At 65.0% G+C, this 26,097-nt stretch carries 18 protein-coding genes; 15 read left to right on the top strand and 3 right to left on the bottom strand.

The window, feature by feature from the left end; all coding sequences use genetic code 11:
• The first annotated feature begins 7 nt into the window (after window positions 1–7).
• Window positions 8–1,255 (top strand): metal-dependent hydrolase family protein, encoded by a 1,248-nt coding sequence (locus tag ABID59_RS01835; protein ID WP_354082257.1) that lies wholly within the window; start codon window positions 8–10, stop codon window positions 1,253–1,255.
• A 131-nt stretch (window positions 1,256–1,386) separates the two neighbouring features.
• The gene (locus ABID59_RS01830; protein WP_354082256.1) at window positions 1,387–3,000 is read left to right on the top strand and encodes an ABC-F family ATP-binding cassette domain-containing protein; all 1,614 of its coding nucleotides are present in this window, start codon (window positions 1,387–1,389) and stop codon (window positions 2,998–3,000) included.
• A 251-nt stretch (window positions 3,001–3,251) separates the two neighbouring features.
• Here the strand turns inward: ABID59_RS01830 and ABID59_RS01825 are convergent, their stop codons facing one another.
• Window positions 3,252–4,580, bottom strand: coding sequence for a dicarboxylate/amino acid:cation symporter (locus tag ABID59_RS01825; RefSeq protein WP_354082255.1), 1,329 nt, complete (start codon window positions 4,578–4,580; stop codon window positions 3,252–3,254).
• Window positions 4,581–4,704: 124 nt separating this feature from the next.
• Here ABID59_RS01825 and ABID59_RS01820 point away from each other — a divergent pair, with 124 nt between their 5' ends.
• The 12 genes from ABID59_RS01820 (at window position 4,705) to ABID59_RS01760 (ending at window position 22,574) form a co-directional block, all read left to right on the top strand.
• Window positions 4,705–6,024, top strand: a complete 1,320-nt coding sequence (locus tag ABID59_RS01820; protein WP_354082254.1) for a solute carrier family 23 protein — start codon at window positions 4,705–4,707, stop codon at window positions 6,022–6,024.
• A 76-nt stretch (window positions 6,025–6,100) separates the two neighbouring features.
• On the top strand, window positions 6,101–6,952 hold the full coding sequence (locus tag ABID59_RS01815; RefSeq protein ID WP_148754030.1) for an SDR family oxidoreductase: 852 nt from the start codon (window positions 6,101–6,103) through the stop codon (window positions 6,950–6,952).
• A 228-nt stretch (window positions 6,953–7,180) separates the two neighbouring features.
• Window positions 7,181–8,293 carry a hypothetical protein gene (locus ABID59_RS01810; protein ID WP_354032325.1) on the top strand — a complete coding sequence of 371 codons (1,113 nt, stop codon included), beginning with the start codon at window positions 7,181–7,183 and terminating at the stop codon, window positions 8,291–8,293.
• Between the two features lie 190 nt (window positions 8,294–8,483).
• On the top strand, window positions 8,484–12,434 hold the full coding sequence (locus tag ABID59_RS01805; RefSeq protein ID WP_354032324.1) for an autotransporter family protein: 3,951 nt from the start codon (window positions 8,484–8,486) through the stop codon (window positions 12,432–12,434).
• A gap of 240 nt (window positions 12,435–12,674) precedes the next feature.
• Complete coding sequence (locus ABID59_RS01800; protein ID WP_430640192.1) at window positions 12,675–13,073, top strand: hypothetical protein; 399 nt, start codon at window positions 12,675–12,677, stop codon at window positions 13,071–13,073.
• Window positions 13,074–13,106: 33 nt separating this feature from the next.
• Window positions 13,107–14,525: a hypothetical protein gene (locus tag ABID59_RS37380; protein WP_502916391.1), complete on the top strand. Its 1,419-nt coding sequence runs from the start codon at window positions 13,107–13,109 to the stop codon at window positions 14,523–14,525.
• A complete protein-coding gene (locus ABID59_RS01785; RefSeq protein WP_354082253.1) occupies window positions 14,453–15,274 on the top strand; it encodes an NAD-dependent protein deacetylase in 822 nt (273 codons plus the stop codon). The genes ABID59_RS37380 and ABID59_RS01785 overlap by 73 nt, the downstream gene beginning before the upstream one ends.
• 141 nt (window positions 15,275–15,415) lie before the next feature.
• Window positions 15,416–17,500 (top strand): hydantoinase/oxoprolinase family protein, encoded by a 2,085-nt coding sequence (locus tag ABID59_RS01780; RefSeq protein ID WP_354082252.1) that lies wholly within the window; start codon window positions 15,416–15,418, stop codon window positions 17,498–17,500.
• Between the two features lie 2 nt (window positions 17,501–17,502).
• A complete protein-coding gene (locus ABID59_RS01775; protein ID WP_354082251.1) occupies window positions 17,503–19,161 on the top strand; it encodes a hydantoinase B/oxoprolinase family protein in 1,659 nt (552 codons plus the stop codon).
• A 449-nt stretch (window positions 19,162–19,610) separates the two neighbouring features.
• Window positions 19,611–21,326: a pyrroloquinoline quinone-dependent dehydrogenase gene (locus ABID59_RS01770; protein ID WP_354082250.1), complete on the top strand. Its 1,716-nt coding sequence runs from the start codon at window positions 19,611–19,613 to the stop codon at window positions 21,324–21,326.
• A 94-nt stretch (window positions 21,327–21,420) separates the two neighbouring features.
• The gene (locus tag ABID59_RS01765; RefSeq protein WP_354082249.1) at window positions 21,421–21,768 is read left to right on the top strand and encodes a c-type cytochrome; all 348 of its coding nucleotides are present in this window, start codon (window positions 21,421–21,423) and stop codon (window positions 21,766–21,768) included.
• A gap of 38 nt (window positions 21,769–21,806) precedes the next feature.
• Window positions 21,807–22,574, top strand: a complete 768-nt coding sequence (locus ABID59_RS01760; protein WP_354082248.1) for a substrate-binding periplasmic protein — start codon at window positions 21,807–21,809, stop codon at window positions 22,572–22,574.
• Window positions 22,575–22,660: 86 nt separating this feature from the next.
• Here ABID59_RS01760 and ABID59_RS01755 read toward each other — a convergent pair whose 3' ends face one another.
• On the bottom strand, window positions 22,661–23,305 hold the full coding sequence (locus ABID59_RS01755) for a glutathione binding-like protein (protein ID WP_354082247.1): 645 nt from the start codon (window positions 23,303–23,305) through the stop codon (window positions 22,661–22,663).
• A 107-nt stretch (window positions 23,306–23,412) separates the two neighbouring features.
• On the opposite strand from ABID59_RS01755, the gene ABID59_RS01750 reads away from it, so the two are divergent.
• Complete coding sequence (locus ABID59_RS01750) at window positions 23,413–24,081, top strand: TetR/AcrR family transcriptional regulator (protein WP_354082246.1); 669 nt, start codon at window positions 23,413–23,415, stop codon at window positions 24,079–24,081.
• Between the two features lie 5 nt (window positions 24,082–24,086).
• Here the strand turns inward: ABID59_RS01750 and ABID59_RS01745 are convergent, their stop codons facing one another.
• Window positions 24,087–26,054, bottom strand: coding sequence for a methyl-accepting chemotaxis protein (locus ABID59_RS01745; RefSeq protein WP_354082244.1), 1,968 nt, complete (start codon window positions 26,052–26,054; stop codon window positions 24,087–24,089).
• Window positions 26,055–26,097 lie beyond the last annotated feature (43 nt).

Genomic DNA, 26,097 nt, shown 5'->3' with positions numbered 1-26,097 from the left:
AACCACCATGCCCAGCATCCTCTTCAAGAATGCCGCTCTGCTTGACCCGCTCCAGGCGGAGTTGCTGAGCGGCCATGACGTACTGGTCGAGAACGATCTGATCAGGGAGGTCTCGGATCGGCCGATCAAGGTCGCCGCCGATCGAACCATCGATCTGAAGGGCAAGACGCTGATGCCCGGCCTGATCGATCTTCACGTGCACACCATCGCGATCGAGCTCAACCTGGCGCAGCAGGTCCACATTCCCAACGTGCTGGTGACGCTGCGCTCGACGCTTCTGTTGCGCGGCATGCTGCGGCGAGGCTTTACGACCGTCCGTGATGCCGGCGGCGCCGGCCACGCGATGAAGCAGGCGATCGAGACCGGCCTGACCGACGGTCCGCGGCTGTTCGTGTCCGGCCGTGCGCTGAGCCAGACAGGCGGCCACGGCGACATGCGGGCGCGTTCGGACTACCTCGCCAGCGACGCGGTCTGTCCCTGCTGCGTGCGCGTCGGCGCGCTGGCGCGTGTTGCCGACGGTGTCGACGGCGTGCGCAAGGCGGTGCGCGAAGAGCTCCAGATGGGTGCCGACCAGATCAAGATCATGGCGTCCGGCGGCGTTGCTTCTCCGACCGATCCGGTCGGCGCCTTCGGCTACTCCGAGGACGAGATCCGCGCCATCGTCGAGGAGGCGCGAGGCCGGCAGACTTATGTGCTCGCCCATGCCTATACCGCCGCGGCAATCGCGCGCGCGGTCCGCTGCGGCGTGCGCACCATCGAGCACGGCAATCTCGTCGACGAGCCGACCGCGCGCCTGATGGCCGAGAAGGACGCGTATGTGGTGCCGACGCTCGTGACCTATGAAGCCCTTGCCAATGAGGGCGCGCAGTACGGTCTGCCGCCGGAGAGCGTCGCCAAGATCGCCGACGTCCGCGACGCCGGCCTGCGCTCGCTCGAGATCTATCGCAAGGCCGGGGTGAAGATGGGCTATGGCAGCGATCTGCTTGGACCGTCGCAGCGCCTCCAGAGCGATGAATTCCGCATCCGCGGCGAAATTCAGGGCGCACGCGAGGTCATCGCCAGCGCGACATTGGTCGGCGCCGAGGTGCTCGGCATGGAGGGCAAGCTCGGCCGGATCGTGCCCGAAGCTCTCGCGGATCTGCTGGTGGTCGACGGCAACCCGTTGCGCGACGTGACGTGCCTGCTCGGTCAGGGCGAGCGCATTCCGCTGGTGATGAAGGCGGGCAAGGTCCAATTCGACAGGCTGGCCGCCTAGCGGGTCTCGCCGAGGACAAGGCTTGATCTTGGCGCCCGGCGGGATTATCAGCGGGCACCCAACAAGGATATTCGCAGCCATGGATCTTACCCCGACCGCAACGCCGATCCGCTTTGCTCACGGGGAATTCCATGCCTGCTTCAATCATCCTGTCGCGCCTGTCGCTGGCCACGCCTGACGGCCGCTCGCTCCTCTCCAACATCGATCTGACCTTCGGCGCTGAGCGAGCCGGGCTCGTCGGCCGCAATGGCGTCGGCAAGACAACTCTGTTCGCCGCGATTACGGGCGAGCACGTTCCGCAGTCGGGGCGTGTGATCGCAAACGGAACCGTCGGGCTTCTGCGCCAGGACGCCCAGCTCCGCGCGGGTGCTGTGGTCGTCGACCTCTTCGGCCTGCGCGATGCGCTGGACCTGCTGCGCCGTGCCGAGCGTGGCGAAGCATCGGCCGAGGATGTCGCCGAAATCGACTGGACTCTCGAGACGCGGCTCGCATCCGCCCTTGCTCGCGTCGGGTTCAATATCGCGCCCGACACGGAATTGGACCGCTTGTCGGGCGGGCAGGTCACGCGGGTTCGTCTCGCGGCGCTGCTTTTCACCGGGCCGGACTTCCTGCTGCTGGACGAGCCCACCAACAATCTCGATCGGGACGGGCGCCGTGCCGTGATCGATCTCCTGGCGGCCTGGCGCGGCGGCGCGATCGTGGTCAGCCATGACCGGGCCCTGCTCGAGACGATGGACGCTATCGTCGAGCTGACCTCGCTCGGAGCAACGCGCTATGGCGGCAATTGGAGCAGCTATCGCGCGCAGAAGTCCGTCGAGCTCGCCGCCGTCCGGCACGACCTCGCGCATGCCGAGAAGCACCTGTCCGAGATCGACGGCAAGGCGCAGGAGGCGGCCGAGCGGAAAGCGCGCAAGGACAGCGGTGGCAAGAGGAAGCGCGCCAAGGGCGACATGCCGCGTATTCTCGCTGGTGCACGTCGGGATCGCAGCGAGGACAGCGGTGGCAAGACTGCGCAGATCACTGAACGGCGGCGCGCGGAAGCGCTCGATGCAGTCGACACCGCGCGCCGGCGCATCGAGGTCCTTCAGCCGCTGTCCGTAAAGCTGTCCTCGACGCAGCTGCCGGCGGGGAGGGAGGTGGTCTGGCTCGATTGCGTCAGTGCTGGCTATCAGCCGGAGCGACCGGTCTTGCGTAATCTATCGCTCACCATTGTTGGGCCGGAGCGTGTCGCGATTGTCGGGCCGAACGGCTCCGGCAAGACGACGCTGTTGAAGCTCATTGCTGGCGAGATGCGCCCCGTCTCGGGCACCGTGCGGGTCAGGCCTGACTTCGCGCTGTTCGACCAGAAGGTCAGCCTGCTCGATCCCGCGATCTCGATCCTCGACAATTTCGGGCGCCTCAATCCAAGGGCCGGCGCGAATGAGTGCCATGCTGCGCTGGCGCGCTTCATGTTTCGCGCCGATGCCGCCCTGCAGATCGTCGGCAGCCTGAGCGGCGGCCAGCTGTTTCGCGCGGGGCTCGCCTGCGTGCTGGGCGGATCGAGGCCGCCGTCACTGCTGATCCTGGACGAGCCGACCAATCATCTGGACCTCGAGTCCATCGAAGCCGTCGAAGCCGGCTTGAGGGCCTATGACGGCGCGCTGCTCGTCGCCAGCCATGACGAGGCGTTCCTGCAGGCCATCGGCGTCACGCGCCGGGTCGATCTTGCCACCTCGCGGCAATTGTTCGGCGCGGTAGAGCAATGATGCCGACCCGCGGCTGATTATCCTTCGCGGGAAAAGGGCAGTTGCGCGCCAATGGCGGATCATCTGATCCCGCCCGATCGTTCGGATATATTCTCAAAAACCCGACGCTCTGCCCCCAGCGCGTCGGGTGGAATGAATGAGTATCAATCGGTGATCCCAATGCCGTTGTTGTGACGCTTGCTGCACCAATTGACCACTCCGGGAAACTACCGCATCGGAACCAGGCTGCGACTGCCTGTGCGTCGCGGCGTCTAAGCGCTGCCGCCAGGCTCCAGCGCTTCGCCCATCTCCAGCGGATGCGCCATCGCCTCGTGCAGCGCGTCGCGGTCGAGCTCTCCTTCCGAGATGCTGATGACGACGCAGGCGACGCCGTTGCCGATGAGGTTGGTCAGCGCGCGGCACTCACTCATGAACTTGTCGATGCCGACCAGGATCGCGATCGACTGGATCGGAATGTCGGGCACGATCGAGAGCGTCGCGGCGAGCGTGATGAAGCCGGCGCCGGTCACGCCCGATGCGCCCTTTGAGGTGATCATGGCGATGCCCAAGATGCCGAGCTCCTGCCAGATCGTCAGATGGGTGTTGGTCGCCTGCGCGAGGAACAGCGTCGCCAGCGTCATGTAGATGTTGGTGCCGTCGAGGTTGAAGCTGTAGCCGGTCGGAATCACGAGGCCGACCACCGAGCGCGAGGCGCCGAGATGTTCCATCTTCTGGATCATCTGCGGCAGCACCGTCTCCGACGACGAGGTGCCGAGTACGATCAGCAATTCGTCCTTGATGTAGGCGATGAAGCGCAGGATCGAGAAGCCAGAGAGCCGCGCGATCGAGCCCAGCACGATCACCACGAACAGGATGCTGGTGAGATAGAACGTGCCGATCAGGGCGGCGAGGTTGAGCAGCGAGCCGAGGCCGTAGGCCCCGACGGTGAACGCCATCGCGCCGAATGCGCCGATCGGCGCCACGCGCACGATGATGCGGATGATGCCGAAGAACATCTTTGCGGCCTTGTCGATCGCCTCCGCGATCGGCTCGCCGGTCTTGCCGAGGAAGGCGATGGCGAAGCCGGAGAGGATCGAGACCAGCAGCACCTGCAACAGGTCGCCGCGCGCGATTGCGCCGACATAGCTGTCGGGGATGATCGCCATCAGATGGGCGACGATGCCCTCCTCCTTGGCTTTGGTGACGTAGGTCGCGACCGACTTCGGGTCGATCGTGGCGGGATCGATGTTGAAGCCGTGCCCGGGCTGGAGAATCTCGCCGACCAGGAGGCCGATGGCGAGCGCGACGGTTGAGACGGTCTCGAAATAGATCAGCGATTTCAGTCCGACCCGGCCGACGCGCTTGAGGTCGCCCATCGAGGAGATGCCGTGCACCACGGTGCAGAAGATCACCGGCGCGATCATCATCTTGATCAGCGCAATGAAGCCGTCGCCGAGCGGCTTCAGCGCCTTGCCGAGGTCCGGGTAGAAATAGCCGATCAGCACGCCGAGCGCGATCGCGATCAGGACCTGGATGTAAAGGATCTTGTACCAGGGTTGATACCGACGATGAACGGCTGGCTGGATCGCGACTTGTGTCATATTATTCGGTCCGGAACGCCTTGATCTTGCATGATTTACATCATGTGATGTCCGCCGCATAAGCAACAATCACATTTTTGTCGGATCGCACGAACATCAATCGCTGCACCGCAAACGGGGGAACATGTCGAACGCAACGGGCTCGGACGAGCAGGCGCATAGCTATTTTCCGCGTTGGAAGCTGAAGACCTCGGGCGTAATCATGCCGGAGGAGCGGCTGTCATGGGGACAGACCTTTGTTTCCGGTCTCCAGCATTGCGTTGCAATGTCGGGGTCGACGATCATCGCGCCGCTGCTGATGGGATTCGATCCCAATGTTGCGGTCCTGTTCTCCGGCGTCGGCACGCTGATCTTCTTCATCATCGTCGCGGGCCGCGTACCGAGCTATCTCGGCTCGAGCTTCGCGTTCATCGCCGTCGTCATCGCCGCCACCGGCTATGCCGGGCACGGGCCGAACCCGAACCTGTCGGTTGCGCTCGGCGGCATCGTCGGCGCTGGTGTGTTGTACGGCGTGATCGCGCTGATCGTGATGTGGTCGGGCATCGGTTGGGTCGAGCGCCTGATGCCGCCGGCCGTCACCGGCGCCGTGGTCGCCGCGATCGGCCTCAACCTCGCGCCCGTGGCCGTCAAGGCGGTGAGCGCCAACGCGTTCGAGACCTGGATCGGGCTCGCGACCGTTCTGATCATCGGCGTGGTCGCCGTTGCGGCTCCCGGCCTGTGGCGCCGTCTGCCGATCATCCTCGGCGCAATCGGCGGATATCTGTTGTATCTGCTGTTCGCGAACGGCCTCGGCTTCGGTAAGCCGATCGACTTCACGCAGCTCGCGGCCGCGCCGTGGTTCGGCCTGCCGAACTTTACGACGCCGACCTTCCATGCCGATGCGATCTTTCTGATCGCGCCGGTTGCGGTCATTCTCGTCGCCGAGAACCTCGGTCACATCAAGGCCGTCGGCGCCATGACCGGCCGCAGCCTCGATGGCTATCTCGGCCGCGCTTTGTTTGCCGACAGCCTCGCGACGATCGTCGCCGCTTGCGGCGGCGGCACTGGCGTAACCACCTATGCCGAGAACATCGGCGTCATGGCGGCGACGAAGGTCTATTCGAGTCTGCTGTTTGCCTTCGCCGCGACCGTGTCGCTGCTGCTCGGCTTCTCGCCGAAATTCGGTGCGCTGATCCTGTCGATCCCCGGTCCTGTTATCGGCGGCCTTTCGATCGTGCTGTTCGGTTTGATCGCGGCGATGGCGGGCCGGATCTGGGTCGAGAACAAGGTCGATTTCGCAAACCCTGCGAACCTGATCACCGTCGCCGTCGCGCTGACCGCAGGTGCCGGCGACCTCACGCTGAAATTCGGCGCGTTCACCATCGGCGGAATCGGCACCGCCACCTTCGGCGCGATCATTCTCTACCAGATCCTGACCTCTCCGATCGCACGCCGCGCGGAATGAATCGCAGGGATGCGCTAGTGGATGGAACAAAACACCGGTTCCGTCCATGATGAGGCATCCCGGAGAAAGAAAGCTCATGCCACAGACCGATCTCTCGACGACCGATCTCTCAACCATTTTTCCCTCACGCCTCGTTGGCCGATATGCCCTGGTGACCGGTGCCTCCCAGGGCATCGGCCGCGCCGTTGCTATCAGGCTCGCCCAGGAAGGGGCGACCGTTGCCATCAATTATGTCGATCACCCCGAGAAGGCGGAGGAGACGCTTGCGCTCGCAAGGACGGGATCGGGCGATCGCGGTCACGGCAAGCTCGACCATGTCATCGTCAAGGCCGACGTCAGCAACGACAAGGAGGTGGCTGCGATGTTCGAGACGATCCTGGCGCGCTGGAAGCGCCTCGACTGTCTCGTCAACAATGCCGGCTTCCAGCGCGAATCGCCAAGCGAGGCGCTCGACATCGAAACCTATCGCCGCATCATCGATGTCAATCTCAATGGCGCCGTGCTCTGCGCGCAGAAGGCGCTGGCGCATTTCGTCGCGCGCGGCGCTGGCGGCAGCATCATCAACTGCTCCAGCGTCCACCAGATCGTCCCGAAGCCGGGCTATCTCGCTTATTCGATCAGCAAGGGCGGCATGGCCAATCTGACCCGCACGCTGGCGCTTGAATTTGCCGGTCGCGGCATCCGCGTCAATGCGGTCGGTCCCGGCGCGATCGACACGCCGATCAATGCAGCCTGGACCGGCGAGGCTGAAAAGCGGGCCAACGTCGCGAGCCACATCCCGCTCGGGCGCGTCGGGGCCCCAGAAGAGATCGCCGCCGTATTTGCCTTCCTCGCATCGGACGATGCGAGCTACATCACCGGCCAGACCATCTATGCCTGCGGTGGCTTGACGCTGTTCCCCGAGTTCCGGGAGAACTGGGCGAGCTAGCCCAAACATCGCGATGCAATCCAGCAACAGTCGGAAAAAAACCGGGCCGTCGGCGTTGCATGCACAGGCGAATTCAACCGAACGGTTGATGTCCGGCCCGTCGTCTTGACCCACGTTCGCGGCGGCCGTAGCCGGCCAACGATCGGGATAGACCCGGACCTCTGGACCTGAGAGCGCAAATGCTTCGTGCGATCCCTAACGCGATGTTTTGTTTGATCGATGTTTTGTTTGATCAAAGCCTTGGCTGCAGCCGTGGTGCTCGCCATGTTCGTCTTGACGCTTGATCTGGCGCCCGCCGCCGCGCAAGGGGTCTGCGGCGCGGCGGTAACAGGCACTGCGCTCGGTTCTGCGCCTGGCGCCGGCGCCGTCGCTTGTGGCGGCCAAGCGACCGGTAACGGCAGCGTGGCGATCGGCCAAAGTCAGGCAGCGGGTACCGCCAGCACGGCAGTCGGTGGGGCCAGCAAGGCGGACGGAACGGGCGTGACGGCAAGCGGGTTCGGCAGCACGGCGTCTGGAGTCTACAGCACGGCGACCGGTATCGAAAGCCTAGCAGCCGCTGACTACAGCACGTCGACCGGCGGCTACAGCGCCGCGGCGGGCGTCGGCAGCACCGCGATGGGCGGCGGCGAGTTCATTGGTGGCGTTGAAACGGGTGCCTCCGCGTCCGGGAATTATAGCGTCGCGATCGGAGGTGGCGGCGACGGAGCCGCCGGCGTAGGCGCGCATTCCAACGGCGACAAATCGATCGCGATCGGCCTGACTAGCGTTGCGACGGGGGCATCTGCCACCGCGATCGGGAGCGGAGCCAGCGCCAGCACAACAAACGCCCTCGCCCTGGGCAACGCGGTGACGGCAAGCGGCGGCAATTCCTTCGCGGCCGGCAACAACTCCCACGCCACCGGGGCGAGCGCTGTCGCGATCGGCGATGGCGCAACCGCTGGCACGGGCGCCAATGCGATTGCGATCGGCACGGGCGCCGTCTCGACCGGATCGATCGCAGTCGGCGCAGATTCGGCCGCAGCGTTCGGCAACACAGCCGTCGGCGACGGCGCGAAGGCAAGTGCCGCCGCCGGCAGTTCTGCCTTCGGCAACGGCGCGACCGCGTCCGCGCTCAATGCGACCGCGATCGGTGCAGGAGCCTCGGCTGGTTTTACCAACTCCACCGCGGTCGGTGCCGGCGCAGCGGCCACCGCCGCCAATCAGGTTGCGATCGGGACGGCGAGCAACACCTATCGCATGGCCGGCGTCGCATCCGCGGCGAGCCTCGCAGCGCAGAGCGAAGTATTCGAACGGGGATTCGCGTCTCCGTGCAACAGTGGGAATTGCGGTGCGTGCGAATAATGGAATCGAGACGAAATCCGGCGAACCGTCGTCGCGGCGTTGTCGCACCGCTAACCGGCAATATGGATCTCAAAGCGGTGGATCAGGCGCGGGGTTTCGGAACCTAGAGGATGACGACCTCCGCCACCGCACCCGTCCGCGCCGGATGTCTCGGGCCGGACTATTAGGCGGCACCGCCGTTATTCTTATCATGGCGATCGCGGTTGCGCCGGCACGCGCAGATGGTGGTGGCGGAGGCGCTAGTCCCCCCTTCAGTGGTGGCGCAGGCGGCATCGATAGCGCAACGAGCACCGGCGGCGCTGGAGGCGATAACGCCCAAGGTGGCGGTGGCGGCGGCGCCGGAACCACCGGAGGCAAGGGCGGCACGTCGACGGCCAGCACTTTCCTGGGTGGTCCACCTGTATTGGGAGGAGCCGGAGGAGCTGCGCCAGGGGCGGCCGGCGCAAATGGTGCCTCCTACCTTGGTGGCGGCATCAACGGCGGCGGCGGCGGCGGCGGTGGCGGCGCCCACGGCTCTGTCCAGGCAGGAGTTCCAATCGGCAATGTCAGCGGTGGCGCCGGCGGCCGCGGAGGCAACGGGGATATCTCCAACTCCGCAGACGGTGCCGGCGGCGGCGGGGCTGGCGGCTGGGGCGCGGTCGTCACTGGCGGCGGCAATCTCGGCACGCTCTCGTCAACCGTTACCGGCGGCGCGGGCGGTGATGGGGGCGATGGCGGAAATGATCGACAAAGCATTGGGGCGCAAGGCGGTTCCGGGGGCATCGGGCTCGCGCTCGCACCCGGAGCCGGCAGTGCCGCGCCTGCAATCACCATCGACGCGAATGCCATCGGCGGCGGTGGCGGCGGCGGTGGCTCCTCCCGAGGAGTAGGCGGTGCGGGCGGTAGCGGCGGCGCCGGCTTCAGCGCTGGACTAAACACGGTCGACGCCAACGTGACTATCATCGCGGGCAGGACCGTCGCTGGCGGTGCGGGCGGTAGTGGCGGCATCAGCTTCGAGGCGATGGCTGGCCCGGGTAGGAACGGCAATCTGGGCCCTGCCGGTAACCCCGGCGGCAATGGCGGCACTGGCTTCAGTGGTGATCCCACCGGCGTTGGCGGCGCAGGCGCCGCGGGCGGTCTTGGTGTCACGTTCATGGCTACCGCCACGTTGACCAACGCAGGCAGCATCATCGGCGGCAATGGTGGCAGCGGCGGTAGCACCTTCGGCGGTACCGGTGGCGACGGTGGCGTCGGTGGCCAAGGCGGTCCTGGCGGCCCACCCGGCAAGGGTGGCAATGGCGGTGACGGCGGCTTCGGCGGCTTCGGCGACGCTGGCGGCGCCGGGGGGACTGGCGGCATCGCTGTGATGTTCGCGGCGGCCGGCACGCTCTTCAACACCGGCACAATTACCGCTGGCGCCGGAGGCGGCGCCGGCCTGGCCGTGGGCGGCCACGGCGGCTTCGGCGGCATCGGTGGCTTCGACATCGGCGGCGGTGGTGGCATCGACGGCGCGGGGGGACACGGCGGTATCGTCCGCGGCGGCAGCAACGGCGGCGATGGCGGCATTGCCGTCATGTTCGCGGCGACTGGCGCGCTGTCTAACACCGGGACCATTCTCGGTGGCGTTGGCGGCACCGGCGGCGACAGCATTGGCGGCACCGGCGGCGTGGGTGCCGGCAACGGCGGCAACGGTGGCGACGGCAGCGCCGGCGGCAACGCCGGCAACGGTGGCATCGCCGTCATGTTCGCCGGGGCCGGCACACTCTCCAACACAGGAACCATTACCGCGGGTGCCGGCGGCAGCGGCGGCCAGAGCGCTGGCGGCGGTGGCGGCGCAGGCGGCGGCTTCAGCGATAATGGCGGCAATGGCGGCAACGGCAGCAATGGCGGCACCGGCGGCAACGGTGGGACCGCTGTGATGTTCGCGGGGGCCGGCACACTCTCCAACATCGGGAGCATTATCGGCGGCGCAGGCGGCAACGGCGGCCAGAGCACGGGTGGCGGTGGCGGCCGCAGCAACGGAAGCGCCGGCCAGAGCGACATCGGCGGCGCTGGCGGCGGCGGCGGCAGCGGCGTGATGTTCGCAGGCGGCGGCGTGCTCGCCAACACCGGCAATATCACGGGCGGAGCTGGTGGCCTCGGCGGTATGGGCAGCAGTCTTGGCGCCGTTGGCCTCGGCGGTGCTGGCGTTTACGGCACCGACATTACCGTCATCAACAGCGGTTCGATCTCCGGCGGCCTCTCCGGCGATGGCGTGACCCGCGCCAGCGCGGTCACCTTCACCGGCGGCGCCAACATCCTCGAACTCCGAGCAGGATTCAGTTTCACCGGCAACGTCGTCGACCAGACCGGCAACGGCACCTTCCAACTCGGTGGCGGCACCGCCGCGAGTTTTGACATTTCGCAACTCGGCGCGCCGCAATATCAGGGCTTTGCCTCCTTCGCCAAGGTTGGTGATTCCACCTGGACGCTGACCGGCACCAGCACCTTCGCCGGTCCCGTGAACGTCAACGCAGGCACCTTGTCTGTCGAGGGCAATCTGGCATCCGCTACGAGCCTTACCGTCAACACGGGCGGCGCACTCGACGGCACCGGCACCGTCGGCAATACGGTGATCGCAAGCGGCGGCAGCTTCGCACCGGGCAACGGCACGCCCGGTTCGTCGATGATGGTCATGGGTAATCTAGCGTTCCAGTCCGGCGCGATCTATCTGGTCGCGCTCAATTCGGCGACGGCGTCGTTCGCCAACGTCACTGGCGCGGCGACACTCGGCGGCGCCTCGGTCAACGTCGCGTTCGCGGCGGGGCCGTTTGTAAATATATCAAAGACCTACACCATTTTGAGCGCCGGCAGCGTCAGCGGCACCTTCGGTTCGCAGGTCAACAGCAATCTGCCGTCCGGCTTCCAGGGTTCGCTGCGCTACGACCCGACGCATGCCTATCTCGACCTGGTGCTGAATTTCGTGCCGCCGTCCGGCAGTGGACTCAACCGCAATCAACAAAACATCGCCAACGCGTTGACCAATTCGTTCACCACCGCCGGCAGCATTCCCATGGCGTTTGGCGCGCTGACACCGACGGGCCTGACCCAAGCCTCCGGTGAGGTGGCGACCGGATCGCAGCAGACCACCTTCAATGCGATGAACCAGTTCATGGGCCTGATGACCGATCCCTTCATGAACCGCGGCGGCGGCACCGGCTCGGCGGGCGCCACCGGCTATGCTGAGGAAGCCGCCAGCGCCTATGCCGCGCGCAAAAAGAACACCGATGCGTTTGCGATGTTCACCAAGGCACCGCTCGCGCCCTCCTTCGAACAGCGCTGGAGCGTGTGGACCGCGGGCTATGGTGGATCGCAAACCACCGATGGCAATTTGGCACTCGGCTCCAACAACACCACCAGCAGCGTTTACGGCACTGCTGTAGGCGCCGACTATCTGTTCTCACCCAACACCGTCGCGGGTTTTGCGCTGGCCGGTGGCGGCACCAATTTCAGCGTCAACGGATCGGGCAGCGGCCGCTCGGATTTATTCCAGGCCGGTGCCTATGTCCGCCACACCGAAGGCGCGGCCTATATCACGGCCGCTTTGGCCTATGGCTGGCAGGACATCACCACCGATCGTATCGTCACCGCTGGCGGTTTCGGCCATCTGCGCGCCGAGTTCGATGCCAACGCCTACTCAGGTCGGGTCGAAAGCGGCTATCGCTTCGTGACGCCGTTGGCCGGCGGGATCGGGATCACACCGTATGCCGCGGGCCAGTTCACTACCTTCGACCTGCCGGCCTATGCCGAAAGCGTGCGGGCCGGCAGCGGCGCGTTCGCACTGGGCTATGGCGCCAGGAGCGTCACCGATGTCAGGAGCGAACTCGGCATCCGCACCGACAAATCCTACGCGCTCGCCGATGGCATTCTGACCCTGCGCAGCCGCTTTGGCTGGGCGCATGATTACGATCCCAGCCGTTCGGTGGCCGCCACCTTCCAGGCGTTGCCCGGCGCGAGCTTCGTCGTCAACGGTGCGGCACAGGCTTCCGACAGCGCACTGACCACTGCCTCAGCCGAACTGAAATGGCGCAACGGCTGGTCGGTGGCTGCGACCTTCGAGGGCGAATTTTCGAAGGTGACCAACAGCTACGCCGGCAAGGGCGTGGTGCGATACGCTTGGTGATGGGGGCCCGGAGCGTGATCCGAAAAAGTGTGAAGCGGCTTCCTGAAAACTTCATGCTCCAACAAGGAGCTGAAAACGCCATGACGATCCAACCTGATCTTATAGCGCGTTAACCCGCCGCCCGGACGAGATCAACATTGAGGCCGGCCGCGCCACCGCCGGACCGGGCGCCGCCGCCGACGTCAGGCGCGCCCGCTGCGGCCCGGCGACGGCCACGCCAACAAGACCGGGAACTACACCGTGCTGCGCGATCTCAGCGCGCCCGGATTCCAGACGAACACCGCCGCAAAGCTTGCGGAGATATTTGCCAAGCAGCGCGGCGACAAGCTCGATCTCTCCGGCGTCGCTGTCATCGATCCGCAATTGTCGCTGCTGCCGCAGATCGAGCCGAACGGTCTCCTGCACATGGCAGGATTTTTTCCGTCGGTGCCGTCGCAGGTGAACTTCGAGCTGTTGTTTGCGCCGGTCGAAGGGCAATGGCGCGTGTTCGGTGTTTCCTTGTCGGTCGGCCAATCCGCCCCCGTGGCGCCGCCGGCGCCTGAGGCTCCGCCGGGCAAGGCCGTCGTCTCGCAGAAGCAATCCACGCCGCCGAAACCGAGCGTGCCTGCAAAACAGCCGGCCCCGTCCGCGACGCAGTGATGGTGAACGGAACTGACGCGGCTTTGCTCAACGATGGAGCAGGGCGGTCCGCCTCTTGAGTCCAACTGGCGGCGCCATGCCGCTTCATCGCGCAACGCGCTTCTCAATATTCGTGCATGCGGAGTTTTGCAGCGGTCATGCACCTTGTGGTACAGTGCGACTGAAGGCGCGAATGCCCTGCGAATTGTTCGGAATGATGAAGAGCTGGTTGTGACGTCTGAAGCTGCTCTGCTGTCAGAGCTGATCGGCCTGATTTACGATGCCGCGCTCGACCCTGCACTTTGGCCCCGTGCCCTGGAGCAGGCCTGCCTGTTCGTCGGCGGCTCCTCCGGCGCCTTGTTCTGGCACGACGCAGCCACCGAGCAAACCGCGGTGCTGCACCTCTTCAATGAAGAGCCGCACTACACAAGGCTCTATCTCGAGAAATATCTTCCCTTAAATCCGTGCTTTCCAGCCGCCACTTTCTGCGAGGCTGGTCTCGTCTATGCATCCACCGATTTCGTCCCGTTCGAGGAAATGGCGGAGACGCGCTTCTATGAAGAGTGGATGAAGCCACAGGACATGATCGATGCGCTCGGGTCGAATCTGGAGAAGGGGGCCACCAATTCATCGATCGTCAGCGTCCGGCTGCATGAAAAGGACGGCCTCGCCGATCCAGACAATCGGCGCCGCTTTGCGCTGATCGTGCCGCATTTCCAGCGAGCCGTGTCGATTGGGCGGTTGTTCGATCAGAGCAAGTCGGCTCAGGCGGTGCTGACCCAGACGCTCGACAGTGTGGCGGCCGCGGTCTTCCTGGTCGGTCCCAATGGACGCCTTGTCTTCACCAATGAGCCGGCTCGGCTCATCCTCGATCAGGGCGGGCTGGTCATCGAGCGGAAGGGAGCCTTGGCCGCGACGGCGCCCGACGCCCAGCGTGCGCTGCGCGAGGCGCTTTTCGCCGCCGAGAACGGCAATGCCACCTCTGACAACGGCGGCTCGATTCCGATCGTCAGCGCGCAGGGCCGCTGGTTTGTCGATGTGCTGCCATTGACCTCGGGCGACCGCCGGCGCACCGGGGCGCTGCATTCGGCGGTGGCCGCCGTCTTCGTCCGCAAGACCTCGCCTGCAAGCCCCGCCGCCGCTGGAAGCGCTGGCAAAGCTCTACAATCTCACGGCCAGCGAGATCCGTGTGCTCGATGGCGTCATGAAGGTGAGCGGGGTGAAGGCCCTCGCCGAGGCCCTCGGGCTGACGCAGGCCACCGTCAAGACGCATCTCCACAATGTCTTCCGCAAGACCGGCACGGCGCGGCAGAGCGAGCTCGTGAAGCTGATCGCGGGATTCGAGCCGTCGGAACGGTGCTGATCTGGCAAAACCGGCCTGCGCAGACTACATCTGCGCCATGGCAAAACCTCCGCTGGCAAACCGTCCGCTCGAAGATTTCGTCGGCCGCCACGAAAATCTGTTCGTGCTGACCGGCGCCGGCTGCAGCACAAATTCGGGGATTCCCGATTACCGAGACAGCCACGGCAACTGGAAGCGGACCCAGCCGGTCAACTTCCAGGCTTTCATGTCGGAAGAGCAGACGCGCCAGCGCTATTGGGCGCGCAGCCTGATCGGCTGGCGGCGGTTCGGCCAGGCGCGGCCGAACGATGCGCATCATGCGCTCGCGCGGCTCGAGGCGAGCGGGCGCTGCGGCATGCTGCTGACCCAGAATGTCGACCGGCTGCATCAATCCGCCGGCCACCGGCAGGTGATCGATTTGCATGGCCGGCTCGATCTCGTCCGCTGCATGGGCTGCGGGGCTAAGACGCCGCGCAACGAATTCCAGGATGCGCTTGGCCGCGCCAATGCGGGATGGCTGACGCTCGATGCGGCGGACGCGCCTGACGGCGACGCCGACCTTGAGCATGCGGATTTCTCGTCGTTCAAGGTGCCTCCTTGCGAAGCCTGCGGCGGCATCCTCAAGCCCGACGTGGTGTTTTTCGGCGAGAACGTCCCGCGCGACGTGGTCGCGACCGCGCAGGATCATCTGTCGCAGGCCGACGCCATGCTGATCGTCGGCTCATCGCTGATGGTCTATTCCGGCTTCCGCTTCGTGAAGGCTGCCGCAGATCGTCAGATTCCGATCGCCGCGGTCAATCTTGGACGCACCCGCGCCGACGATCTGCTGACGCTCAAGGTCGAGGAGCGCTGCGAGGCGGCGCTTGCATTCCTGCTCTGAACTCGCGCGAAGCGAACACGTCTTGCCTATTGCATGGGTGCCAAGCAGAATAACCGGGCGCAGCGTCGCCGGCACGCTCGATGGCATGAAATTTGCTGCGTTTTCACCCCGATCTTGACGATCAGCACGGAGAATTTTGGAATGTTTGAGGGAGCCGAAATGCGGCTTGCCGTTGATATCGGTGGCACGTTCACCGACATCGTGCTGGACGTGGGTGAGGTGCGCAAAACGCGCAAGTTGCTGACAACGCCGCAGCGGCCGGAGCAGGCGGTGCTGGATGGCATGCGGCTCATCCTTACCGATGCGCGCGCGCATATCAGCGACATCGACGTGTTCATCCACGGCACGACGCTCGCGACCAACGCCATCATCGAGCGGCGCGGCGCCAAGACCGCGCTGATCGCGACCGACGGTTTTCGCGACGTGCTCGATATCGGCACCGAGAGCCGTTACGACCAGTATGACCTCGGCATCGACAAGCCGAAGCCGCTGGCGCCGCGCAGCCTGCGCTTCACCGTGCCAGAGCGCATCGACGCGCACGGCGCGGTCCGCCTCCCGCTGGATGAAGCAGCCGTGCGCGCGCTCGCGCCGAAATTGCGTGAGCTGAATGTCGAAAGCGTCGCGATCGCATTCCTGCATTCCTATGCCAATCCCGAGCACGAGCGCCGCACGGCTGCGATCATCAGTGAGGAGATGCCCGGCATCTCCGTGACGGTGTCCTCCGCCGTGTGCCCCGAAATCCGCGAATATGAGCGCACCTCGACTGCGGTTGCCAACGCCTATGTGCAGCCGCTGATCGACGGCTATCTCGCCCGCATGTCCGATGCCTTGCAGGTCGAGCAGTATCGCGGTGCCATCTATCTCGTGACCTCCGGCGGCGGTGTCACCTCGATCGAGACGGCGCGGCGCTTTCCGGTGCGTCTTGTCGAATCCGGCCCTGCCGGCGGCGCGATTTTTGCGGCGCAGATCGCGGCGCGTCTTGGCGAGAGCAAGGTGCTGTCCTTCGACATGGGCGGCACCACCGCAAAGATCTGCCTGATCGAAAAATATCAACCCGAGACCTCGCGCGTGTTCGAGGTCGATCGCGCCGCGCGCTTCCTGAAAGGCTCAGGCCTGCCGGTGCGCATCCCCGTGATCGAGATGGTCGAGATCGGCGCCGGTGGCGGCTCGATCGCCCATGTTGACGCCATGAAGCGTGTCACCGTCGGCCCCGAGAGTGCGTCTTCTGAACCGGGACCGGCCTGCTACGGCCGCGGCGGCCAGCGTCCGGCCGTGACTGATGCCGACGTTGCGCTCGGCATGATCGATCCCGATGCTTTTGCGGGCGGCACGATCAAGCTAGATTCAGAGCTTTCGAAGCAAGCGCTGCTACGCAGCGTCGGCGAGCCGCTTGGCTTGTCGGCGGAAACTGCGGCCTATGCCGTGCACGAGGTCGTCTGCGAGAACATGGCGAGCGCTGCGCGCGTGCACGCGGTCGAACGCGGCGAGATCGTTGGCCAGCACACGCTGATCGCCTTTGGCGGTGCCGCGCCGCTCCATGCCGCGCGCGTCGCCGAGAAGATCGGTGTCTCCCGGGTGATCGTGCCCTCGAATGCCGGCGTCGGTTCGGCGGTCGGATTCCTTGCGGCTCCCATCGCCTATGAACTCGTGCGTAGCCGCCACGTCCGGCTCGATGACTTCGACACGGGCGCGGTCTCCGACCTGCTTCAGGAGATGGTGACCGAAGCACGTGCGCTGGTCGAGCCCGGCGCTGCCGGCCAACTGGTGCGCGAACGTCGCGCGGCCTTCATGCGCTATGTCGGCCAGGGCCACGAGATCACCGTCGAGCTGCCGAACCGGCCGCTGACATCAGCCGATCTCGCCGGCCTGCGCCAAAAATTCGAGGCGGACTATTCGGCGATGTTCGAGCGTCCGATCCCGGGCGCGGCGATCGAGGTGCTGAGCTGGTCGGTGCTCGCGACCACCGAAGCGCGCAATCCGCCCACGGTTGCGGCCGTGACACGCAAGCCCGCAAGTAAAGCCTCCGGCAGCCGCAGATTCTTCGACGGCCGCGCAGGCAAGCTGATCGAGATCCCGCTCTATCGCCGCGAGGACATGGCGCCGGGCGCGACGATTGCGGGTCCTGCCGTGATCGCCGAGGACGAGACCTCCACCTTCGTCTCGAACAGTTTTGACGCCCATATCGACGGTGCCGGCAGCATCGTCATGGAACGAAAGGCGGCCTGATCATGAGCAAGGCAAGTGGCGCGAGCCTGATCGACCTTCAGATCATGTGGCACCGGCTGATCGCCGTGGTTGAGGAGCAGGCGCAGGTGCTGCTGCGCACCGCCTTCAGCCCCATCGTGCGCGAATGCGGCGACCTCTCCGCCGGCGTGTTCGACCTCAGGGGGCGAATGCTGGCGCAGGCGGTGACGGGCACGCCCGGTCACGTCAACTCGATGGCGGAATCGGTCAAGCACTTCATCAATCATTTCCCGCTGGAGACGATGAAGGAAGGCGACGCCTACATCACCAACGATCCCTGGATGGGCACCGGCCATCTCAACGACTTCGTCGTCACCACGCCCTGCTTCAAGGACGGCAAAATCGTCGCGCTGTTCTCCTGCACCAGCCATCTCATGGACATCGGCGGTATCGGCTTCGGGCCTGATGCCACCGACGTGTTCATGGAGGGGCTCTACATCCCCATGCTGAAGCTGATCGACCAGGGCGTCGTCAACGAGACGCTGATGGCGATGATCCGCACCAACACGCGGTTGCCGATCGATACCGAGGGCGACACCTATTCGCTCGCCGGCTGCAACGATGTCGGCTGCGAGCGCCTGGTCGAGATGATGACCGAATCCGAGATCGAGACGCTCGACGAGCTCGGCGACTACGTCTGCGACCGCTCGCGCGAGGCGGTGCTGGCAGAGATCGCGAAGCTGCCGAAGGGGACGTGGCGCAACAGCATGGTGGTCGACGGCTATGACGCGCCGGTCACGCTGGCGGCGACGCTGACGATCTCGGATACTGGCATTCACGTCGATTTCGACGGCACCTCGGCCGCCTCGAAGTTCGGCATCAACGTGCCGCTCTCCTACACCACGGCCTATACCGTGTTCGGCCTCGGTTGTGTCGTCGCCTCGCAGATCCCGAACAATGCCGGCTCGCTCTCGCCGCTGACGGTGTCGGCGCCTGCTGGCGCGATCCTCAATGCGCCGAAGCCGGCGCCCGTGGCGTCGCGTCACATCGTCGGCCAGATGCTGCCCGACGTGGTGTTCGGCTGCCTGCGCCAGATCATTCCCGAGCGCGTGCCGGCGGAAGGTACCTCGTGCCTGTGGAATCTCAATGTGCGCGGACAGACCCGCTCGGGGGCTGGCGGCAATTACGGGTTCTCGATGGCTGTCACCAGCAATGGCGGCACCGGCGCGCGCTTCGGTAAGGACGGGCTGTCGGCCACCGCCTATCCCAGCGGCGTGCGCGGCACGCCGGTCGAGATCGCGGAGACGCAGACGCCGCTGATCTTCTGGCGCAAGGAGCTGCGCCCGGATTCCGGCGGGGCAGGACGCACCCGCGGCGGCCTCGGCCAGATCATCGAGGTCGGCACCGGCATCGATGCGCCCTTCGACATCCTCGCTGCCTTCGATCGCATCGACCATCCGCCACGCGGACGCGATGGCGGCCAGAACGGCGAGGCTGGTTATGTCGGCCTGAAGTCCGGCCAGAAGATGCGTGGCAAGGGCTTTCAGACCGTGCCGCGCGATGATCGCCTGGTGGTGATGACGCCGGGTGGCGCCGGGATCGGCGATCCCCGGGAGCGTATGCCAGAAAGCGTGCGCGACGACCTCGAAAGCGGATTGGTGTCTTCAGACAATGCCGCGGCGATCTATGGGCGTGCGGGGTGAGGTGACTCGACTCCATCGCCTGTGTCGCGCCGCTCTATCTCATCATGATGATCGACTTCGTGCTGCTGCCGACGACCTGGCCGAGCATCGCCATGATGGTGCCGAAAGTGCTTTACGGCTAACCCGCGTCAGTCCGGGATTGGTCGATTGAGACGAAACGGTCAGTGCCGCTGCCGTTTCAAATGGGCCGTCGCGCGTCGAATTCGCGCCGCGCATGCGTTCCGTCTTTGCACTCCCTGCGTTCCGGCGTACGCTATGCCTGCGAGCAGAAGCGCAATAGCAATCACTCCGTTGAACGTAACTCCTTTGGCGATATGCGCCGAAAGGCGGGGATATTCGTTGGCAGATCATGTCCGATGGAGAGCAATCGACGCGTACTGAACTGCAAACGCCCCTCGCAGCGGTGCTCATCACGCAATCAATAAACACGAAAGCGGGAGGAAGTGCATATGAGGAAGCAGTGGCTTAACTCGGGTTTACCTGTTCTTGTCGGCGCGACGCTTGCGGCGTCGGCGGCGTTGGCTCAAACCGTGGATACGGCCCGGATCGAGGCCGGCGGTCAGAACGATTGGCTCACCTATCACGGTTCATACAAATCCTATCACTACAGCCCGCTCGCGCAGATCAATGCGAATAATGTCGGCAATCTGGGCGTAGCCTGGATACACATTCCCGGACGATCGACGCGTGGCCTGCAGTCAATGCCGCTCGTGGCCGACGGCGTGCTCTATTACTCGGGTTCTTACAGCCGTGTCTTTGCGCTGAACGGCACGACGGGCGAGGTGATCTGGTCGTTCTTTCCGGAGCTGGATGAGGCGCTGATCAGCCGACAGACCCACTCTCCTTACAACCGCGGCGTAGCTCTCGGTGAAGGCAAGGTCTTCGTCGGTACGATGGATGGTCGTCTCATCGGGCTGGATGCGAAGACGGGAAAGGTCCTCTGGGACACCAAGCTGATCGACTCGCAGAAGCTCACGGTCGGCTTCACCGGCGCGCCGCTTTACGCGAAGGGGAGCGTGATTATCGGCGCGCAAGGTGGTGAATGGCCGGGCCGTGGCCCGATCTTCGCTGTGGATGCCGCCACCGGCAAGAAGAAGTGGGAGTTCCTGACGGTCGCAGGCACCGACGAGGCCATGAAGACCTGGGGCAGCGATTCCTGGCGGACCGGCGGTGGTGGCGGCTGGATGCCGGGCACCTACGATTCCGAGACCGGCACCATCCTGTGGGGCACCGCAAACCCGGCGCCGCTCTACGATTGGTCAGGCGCTGATTACAAGACGCAAGGTGCGCGTCCCGGCGACAATCTCTATACGAGTTCGGTGATCGGTCTCGATATCGATACCGGCAAGCTGAAATTCTACCATCAGGAACTGCCGCACGACGCCTGGGACTTCGACAGCGCGGTCGGCGAGTTCGTGATGCTCGAGCGCGACGGCCAGAAGTACGTGGTTCATCCGAACAAGAGCGGCTACATCTTCGTCTATGACCGCAATCTCGGTTTGAAGAACGTCTGGCGGATCACCCAGAACAGCAATTTTGTGAAGGACATTGATCCCAAGACGGGTGAGCTGATCGGTCGTCGCGACTTCTCCGCCGGCAAGGTTTCCGAGCCGTTGTGCCCGCACATTTCCGGTGGGGTGAGCTTTAACGCCGGGTCGTACAACCCGAAGACGGGGCTCTATTACAAGCTCGGCCAGGAATGGTGCATGACGCTCGAGGTTCTGAAGACGACTCCGATCGTTGCTCCTCAGGCTCAGCTCAACATCGGCGCCGACTTCAAGATCGCGCCGCCGCCTGGCGGTGAAATCTATGGCCATCTCGACGCGCGCGACCCCATCACCGGCGCCAAGAAGTGGGAAGTCCGCTACCCTGAGCCACCGCTCGGAAGCGTCTTGTCGACCGGAGGCAATCTCGTGTTCGTGCCGGATTCGCGGGGCACAGTTCATGCCTACGATGCCGAATCCGGGACCGAGCTGTGGAATCACTCTGACGGCACCGGCCATCAGGGCGGAATCATCAGCTACTCCGCCGGCGGCAAGCAGTATATCGCGGTGACCGCCGGCTTTGGCGGCATGGCATCGGACGATTACGCGCCGACCTTCGGCGGCGTCTACAAGAGCATGCCGCGCGACGATGGCGCGCTGATCGTCTACAGCTTGAAATAGGTCGCTCGGAGGACCTGTCGGGGAGCGGGGACACTCCCGCTCCCCACGCATTTCAGTGCCTGATGAGGCTTTGCGAAAAACGGAGCGGGACCCCGTGAAATCGAATTTGGGGAAAATGACGTTGCTGCCGGCGGCACTGGCCGTCTCGGTGGCATGTGCCGTGCCGGTCCATGCGCAGTCCGCCACTCCTGCGCCGAACGAGGAGACGTTCGACGTCGGGCAGTTGTTTGCAACGACCTGTGGCTGGTGTCATTCCGATGGGGGGCGCGCGGCCGGCAAGGGGCCGCAGCTCATGAATACGACCCACGACGATGATTATCTTCGCAGCCGCATCAAGAACGGTAAGCCAGGTGCGATGCCCGCATTCGGCGAGACCTTCAGCGACGCGCAGATCGACCAGATCATCACATACATCCGGCAACTCAAGCCGCACGAGGGCTGAGCCGCCGAGAACCCTATCCATCCAAATGAGGACGCGTAATGAAGGCAATTGTCCCGGTCATCGTTTGTGCCACCATCATTCTATCGGGACCGGCGCAGGCGCGAACCCTGGACGCGATCCGCTCGAGTGGCGAGATCGGGCTATGCGCGCATCCCAACTCGCTTCCCTTTGCGCGCAAGGCCGGCGATCCGCCCGGCTTTCAGGTCGAGTTGGGCCAGGCGCTGGCACGCGAACTCGGTGTCTCGCTGCGGCTCGACTGGATCATCACGCAGTACCAAATGCGTAGCGCGGGCTGCGACATTGTTCTGGACGTTATCGCCGACCGTGAAGCGCAAGGCGAAACCCGCTTGAGGATCTCCAAGCCCTATTATCGAACGGGCGTCGCACTCGCCGTGCCGTCATCCAGCACGCTCGCCTCGTTCCAGGGCCTCAACCAGCATACCAAGGTGGGGGTGCAGGTCGGATCCGTCGCAGCCATGATCATCGGTCAGCGGCACGTGCCCACATCGACCTTCGGCTTCGAGAGCGACAGCCTCGACGCCGTGTCGAACCATGAGATCGACGCTGCCGCGGTCACGCCCACGGCGGCGAGCTATTTCAATCTGACGCATCCGGACAAGGCGCTCCGCATTCTGGATCGCGACGAGAGCGTGGCTGATCTCAACTGGAACGTCGCCGTCGGCATGGTCCGTCCGGACGATGCGTTGCGCGAAGCCATCGATGGAGCGCTGGAACGGCTGCGGAACGAAGGCACGATCGATCGGATATACGGCCGCTATGGGGTCATACTGCAAGCGCCGAGGTAGCTGCGGGTGCCAGGCGCGGTCGAGAGCAGACGCGATGTTTCTGTCGCCGCCCCGGCCGGGGTGGCCGGGACGGAGTCCGAATGTCGCTACGCCGCCGCCTTCTTCCGCGCCTGCTCGACCTGGTACAGCTCGAACTCCTCCGCGATCGCTTTCGCGATCGAGGGCCGCGTCCGTAGCCGCTCGTAATAGGCCCTCACGTTCGGCCATTTGGCGAGCTCGATCGGCGGCGTCGCCATGGTCCAGTTGATGACCGTGACGAGATAGGCGTCGGCAACGCTGAAATGGTCGAGCAGGTAGTCGCGGCCCTTCAGGTAGTTATCGAGATAGTCGAGCCGCGACAGGTTTTTCTCCAGCACATAGGCCTTGACCTCCTGCGGCGCCTTGCGGTCGAGCACGGGGATGAACAGGCCCTTGTGCAGCTCGGTGCCGATGAAGCAGAGCCATTGATGTAAGCGCGTCCGATCGATGCCCGCCGCCGCGCCAAGGCCGGACTGCGGAAATCGGTCAGCGACATATTGCAGGATCGCGGCGTTCTCGGTCAGCACCACGCCCTCGTCGGTGCGCAGCGTCGGCACCAGGCCGATCGGATTGACGGTGCGAAAGTCGGAGCCGTCGTTGAGCACCTTCTTGGTCGGCGGATCGACTTCGAGATAATTCGCCTCGGCGCCGGCTTCATAGAGCGCGACGCGCGTCGCCATGGAGCAGGCGAGCGGGGAGAAATAAAGATCCATCGTGGGCCTCCTTGGGCAATTCTCTTTGTGAGTGTCGCTCAACCTGGCCAGATTGATTTTTGTACCATCTTGCATATTATGGGTGCGGTCAAGGATTAACTTGCGACATGGTACAAAAATCGAAGCCGCCAGCTGCTGCCACTGCGCCCGAGCGCCGCGGCGAACCCAAGCGCCGCGGCCGGCCGCGCGCCTACGAGCCCGATGTCGCGCTCGGCAAGGCGCTCGACCTGTTTCGCAGGCAGGGTTTTGCCGCGACGTCGCTCGACGATCTCAGCGAGGCCACCGGCATGAACCGGCCGAGCCTCTACGGCGCCTTCGGCGACAAGCGCGAGCTCTACATCAAGAGCTACCAGCGCTACCGCGACGACGCGCGCGCCTCGATGGCCGAGATCTTTCGCGAGGAGATGCCGGTGCGTCAGCGCCTGGAGGGCATCTTCGCATGCGCGCTGAACATCTATCTCTCCGGCGAAACCGGTCCTCGCGGCTGCTTTACCGTGGTGACGGCGGCCTCCGAAGCGGTCGGCGATCCCGAGATTCGCGCCATGGTGCTGGAGGGGCTGACCGATCTCGACAAGGCTTTTGCGAATTGCTTTCGCCGCGCCAGGGAGAATGGCGAGCTGCCGGAGAGTGCCGATCCGGTCGTGCTGGCGCAGCTTGCATCCGCAACTGTGCACTCGATTGCTATCCGCTCCCGCGCGCGCGTCTCGCGCAAGGAGCTGGAGGCCATTGTGAATGGCGCAATTGATGTGATGGTGGGAGCCAAGCTTAAGCCTTAGCCCCGTTACGCTGCCCGGATCTGTGCGAGGAAACGATCCACCTCGTCGCGCAGGCGCTGCGACTGCTTTGACAGCTCGATCGCCGAGACCAGTACCTCTTCCGCGGCCGTGCCCGTGGCGGCGATGCCGTCGGTGACGCCGGCGATGTTCTGCGAGACCTCGCTGGTGCGCGCGGCGGCCTGCTGGACATTCTGCGCGATCTCCTGCGTCGCCGTACCTTGCTGGCCGACGGCTGCCGCGATCGCGGCGGAGATTTCGTCGACTTGCTGGATCGTCGCGCAGATCGACTGGATGCCCTCGACGGCGCCGGTGGTTTCGCCCTGAACGGCCGTCACCTGCGCGCCGATCTCTTCCGTCGCCTTCGCGGTCTGGGTCGCGAGCGCCTTGACCTCGGAGGCGACCACCGCAAAGCCGCGACCGGCTTCGCCCGCGCGCGCGGCCTCGATCGTCGCATTCAGCGCCAGCAGATTGGTCTGCCCGGCGATGCCATTGATGAAGGAGACGACGTCACCGATTTTTTGCGCGGCCTCTGCCAGGCTCTGCACCCGTTCGTTGGACTGCCGGCCGTCGCTGGCGGCCTTGCCCACCACTTCGGTCGCATGGGCAAGGCGGCGGCTGATCTCGGTCATCGACGAGGACAGCTCTTCCGCTGCGGCCGCCACCGTCTGCACGTTCTCCGAGGCGAGCGCCGAGGCCGACGACACCGCACGGGTCCGATTGCGCGACTGCTCGACGATATCGGACATCGAGCGCGCGGTGTGCTCCATCTCGACCGCGGCCGAGGACACCGTGGTGACGACGTCGCGGATGCTGGCCTCGAAATTGTTGGCGAGCGCTGCAAAGGCGCGCCGCTTCTCGGCCTCCGACTGCGCCTTGGCCTCGAGCTGATCGGCCTGGAGCTTGCTGAAATTGACGGCGTTGTCACGGAATACCGCGACCGCCTTCACCATCGCGCCGACCTCGTCGTTTGCCTTGCTTTCGGGGACCGCGACGTCGAGCCGGCCGTCGGCGAGCTCGCGCATCACGCTGGTGATGGAGAGGATCGGCCGCGAGATGCCGCGGGCAATGAGATAGCCGACGATCGCAGCCAGCACGAGCCCGAGCGCGGCGATGGCGATTGCGAGCATCCACGCACGGTCGGCGGAGGCCACGTAATCGGCGTTGTCCATCACCAGCTCGACGGCGCCGAGCGGTTTTCCGGAGAAGTCCTTGATCGGCCCGAGCAGCGCGGCGATCGGCGTCGCGTCGAGCTTACCCTGCTTCACGGTGAACCCGCCGCCGGCGGCGCGGCCATAATCTGCCGCGTCGAAGAAGCTCTTGCCCTTCAGCGTGCCGCCGAACAGCTTGAAGCCCGTGCCATCGGCGAGATGGAAGGCGATGTCGACGTGGCGGTTGAGCTTGAAATCGTCGAGGAAGGACTGCCCGAAGCTCAGGCCGAATTCCACCGAGCCGAGATGTTTGCCGGCTTGTGCAATCGGTACTACGCCGCGGATGCCGAGCCCGGCGACGCCGCCTTCGAGGCCGATCACGACCTTGTGCTCCTGATTGGCGTCGACAACCGTCTTGCGGAAGCTTGAGAGGTCGTCGCCGAACTTCGCCGGCTGGTGCACGCGCAGGAAGGAGGTCGCAGGCGGCGTATGGAACTGGAACTGCTCGACGCCGTATTCCGAATTGGTGGCGGCAAACACCGGCCCGAACAAGCGCACCAGCGCCTCGCGATCCTGCTTGGCCATCGCCTCCTGCGTCGCCGGCATCGCGGCCACGACGGCGCTCATGGCGGCGGCGCGATGGGACTCTTCCGCGATCCGCGACAGCAGCGCATCATAATGGCTGCGCAGCTCGCGCTGGTCGGCGCGGTCGATGATGCCCGCGATGATCCACATGGCCCCGAGTACGGCAATCAGCGCGGTCGCCGCCGCCGTCAGCGCCAGCGCAACCGTAATCCGCATCCTGAGGCCGAGGCTCGCGCGCATGTCCGACTCGTTCGTTGAGCGTTGATTAACAATGCCTATCAAC

The organism is Bradyrhizobium sp. S3.3.6 (assembly GCF_040546905.1).
Classification (GTDB): Bacteria; Pseudomonadota; Alphaproteobacteria; order Rhizobiales; family Xanthobacteraceae; genus Bradyrhizobium; species Bradyrhizobium cytisi.
This window is presented reverse-complemented; position numbering and strand designations above follow the sequence as displayed.

Coding starts and splice junctions, on each gene's coding strand:
- ABID59_RS01835 (WP_354082257.1), top strand. CDS start 8: ATGCCCAGCATCCTCTTCAAGAATGCCGCTCTGCTTGACCCGCTCCAG.
- ABID59_RS01830 (WP_354082256.1), top strand. CDS start 1,387: ATGCCTGCTTCAATCATCCTGTCGCGCCTGTCGCTGGCCACGCCTGAC.
- ABID59_RS01825 (WP_354082255.1), bottom strand. CDS start 4,580: ATGACACAAGTCGCGATCCAGCCAGCCGTTCATCGTCGGTATCAACCC.
- ABID59_RS01820 (WP_354082254.1), top strand. CDS start 4,705: ATGTCGAACGCAACGGGCTCGGACGAGCAGGCGCATAGCTATTTTCCG.
- ABID59_RS01815 (WP_148754030.1), top strand. CDS start 6,101: ATGCCACAGACCGATCTCTCGACGACCGATCTCTCAACCATTTTTCCC.
- ABID59_RS01805 (WP_354032324.1), top strand. CDS start 8,484: ATGGCGATCGCGGTTGCGCCGGCACGCGCAGATGGTGGTGGCGGAGGC.
- ABID59_RS37380 (WP_502916391.1), top strand. CDS start 13,107: ATGGAGCAGGGCGGTCCGCCTCTTGAGTCCAACTGGCGGCGCCATGCC.
- ABID59_RS01785 (WP_354082253.1), top strand. CDS start 14,453: ATGGCAAAACCTCCGCTGGCAAACCGTCCGCTCGAAGATTTCGTCGGC.
- ABID59_RS01780 (WP_354082252.1), top strand. CDS start 15,416: ATGTTTGAGGGAGCCGAAATGCGGCTTGCCGTTGATATCGGTGGCACG.
- ABID59_RS01775 (WP_354082251.1), top strand. CDS start 17,503: ATGAGCAAGGCAAGTGGCGCGAGCCTGATCGACCTTCAGATCATGTGG.
- ABID59_RS01770 (WP_354082250.1), top strand. CDS start 19,611: ATGAGGAAGCAGTGGCTTAACTCGGGTTTACCTGTTCTTGTCGGCGCG.
- ABID59_RS01760 (WP_354082248.1), top strand. CDS start 21,807: ATGAAGGCAATTGTCCCGGTCATCGTTTGTGCCACCATCATTCTATCG.
- ABID59_RS01755 (WP_354082247.1), bottom strand. CDS start 23,305: ATGGATCTTTATTTCTCCCCGCTCGCCTGCTCCATGGCGACGCGCGTC.
- ABID59_RS01750 (WP_354082246.1), top strand. CDS start 23,413: ATGGTACAAAAATCGAAGCCGCCAGCTGCTGCCACTGCGCCCGAGCGC.
- ABID59_RS01745 (WP_354082244.1), bottom strand. CDS start 26,054: ATGCGCGCGAGCCTCGGCCTCAGGATGCGGATTACGGTTGCGCTGGCG.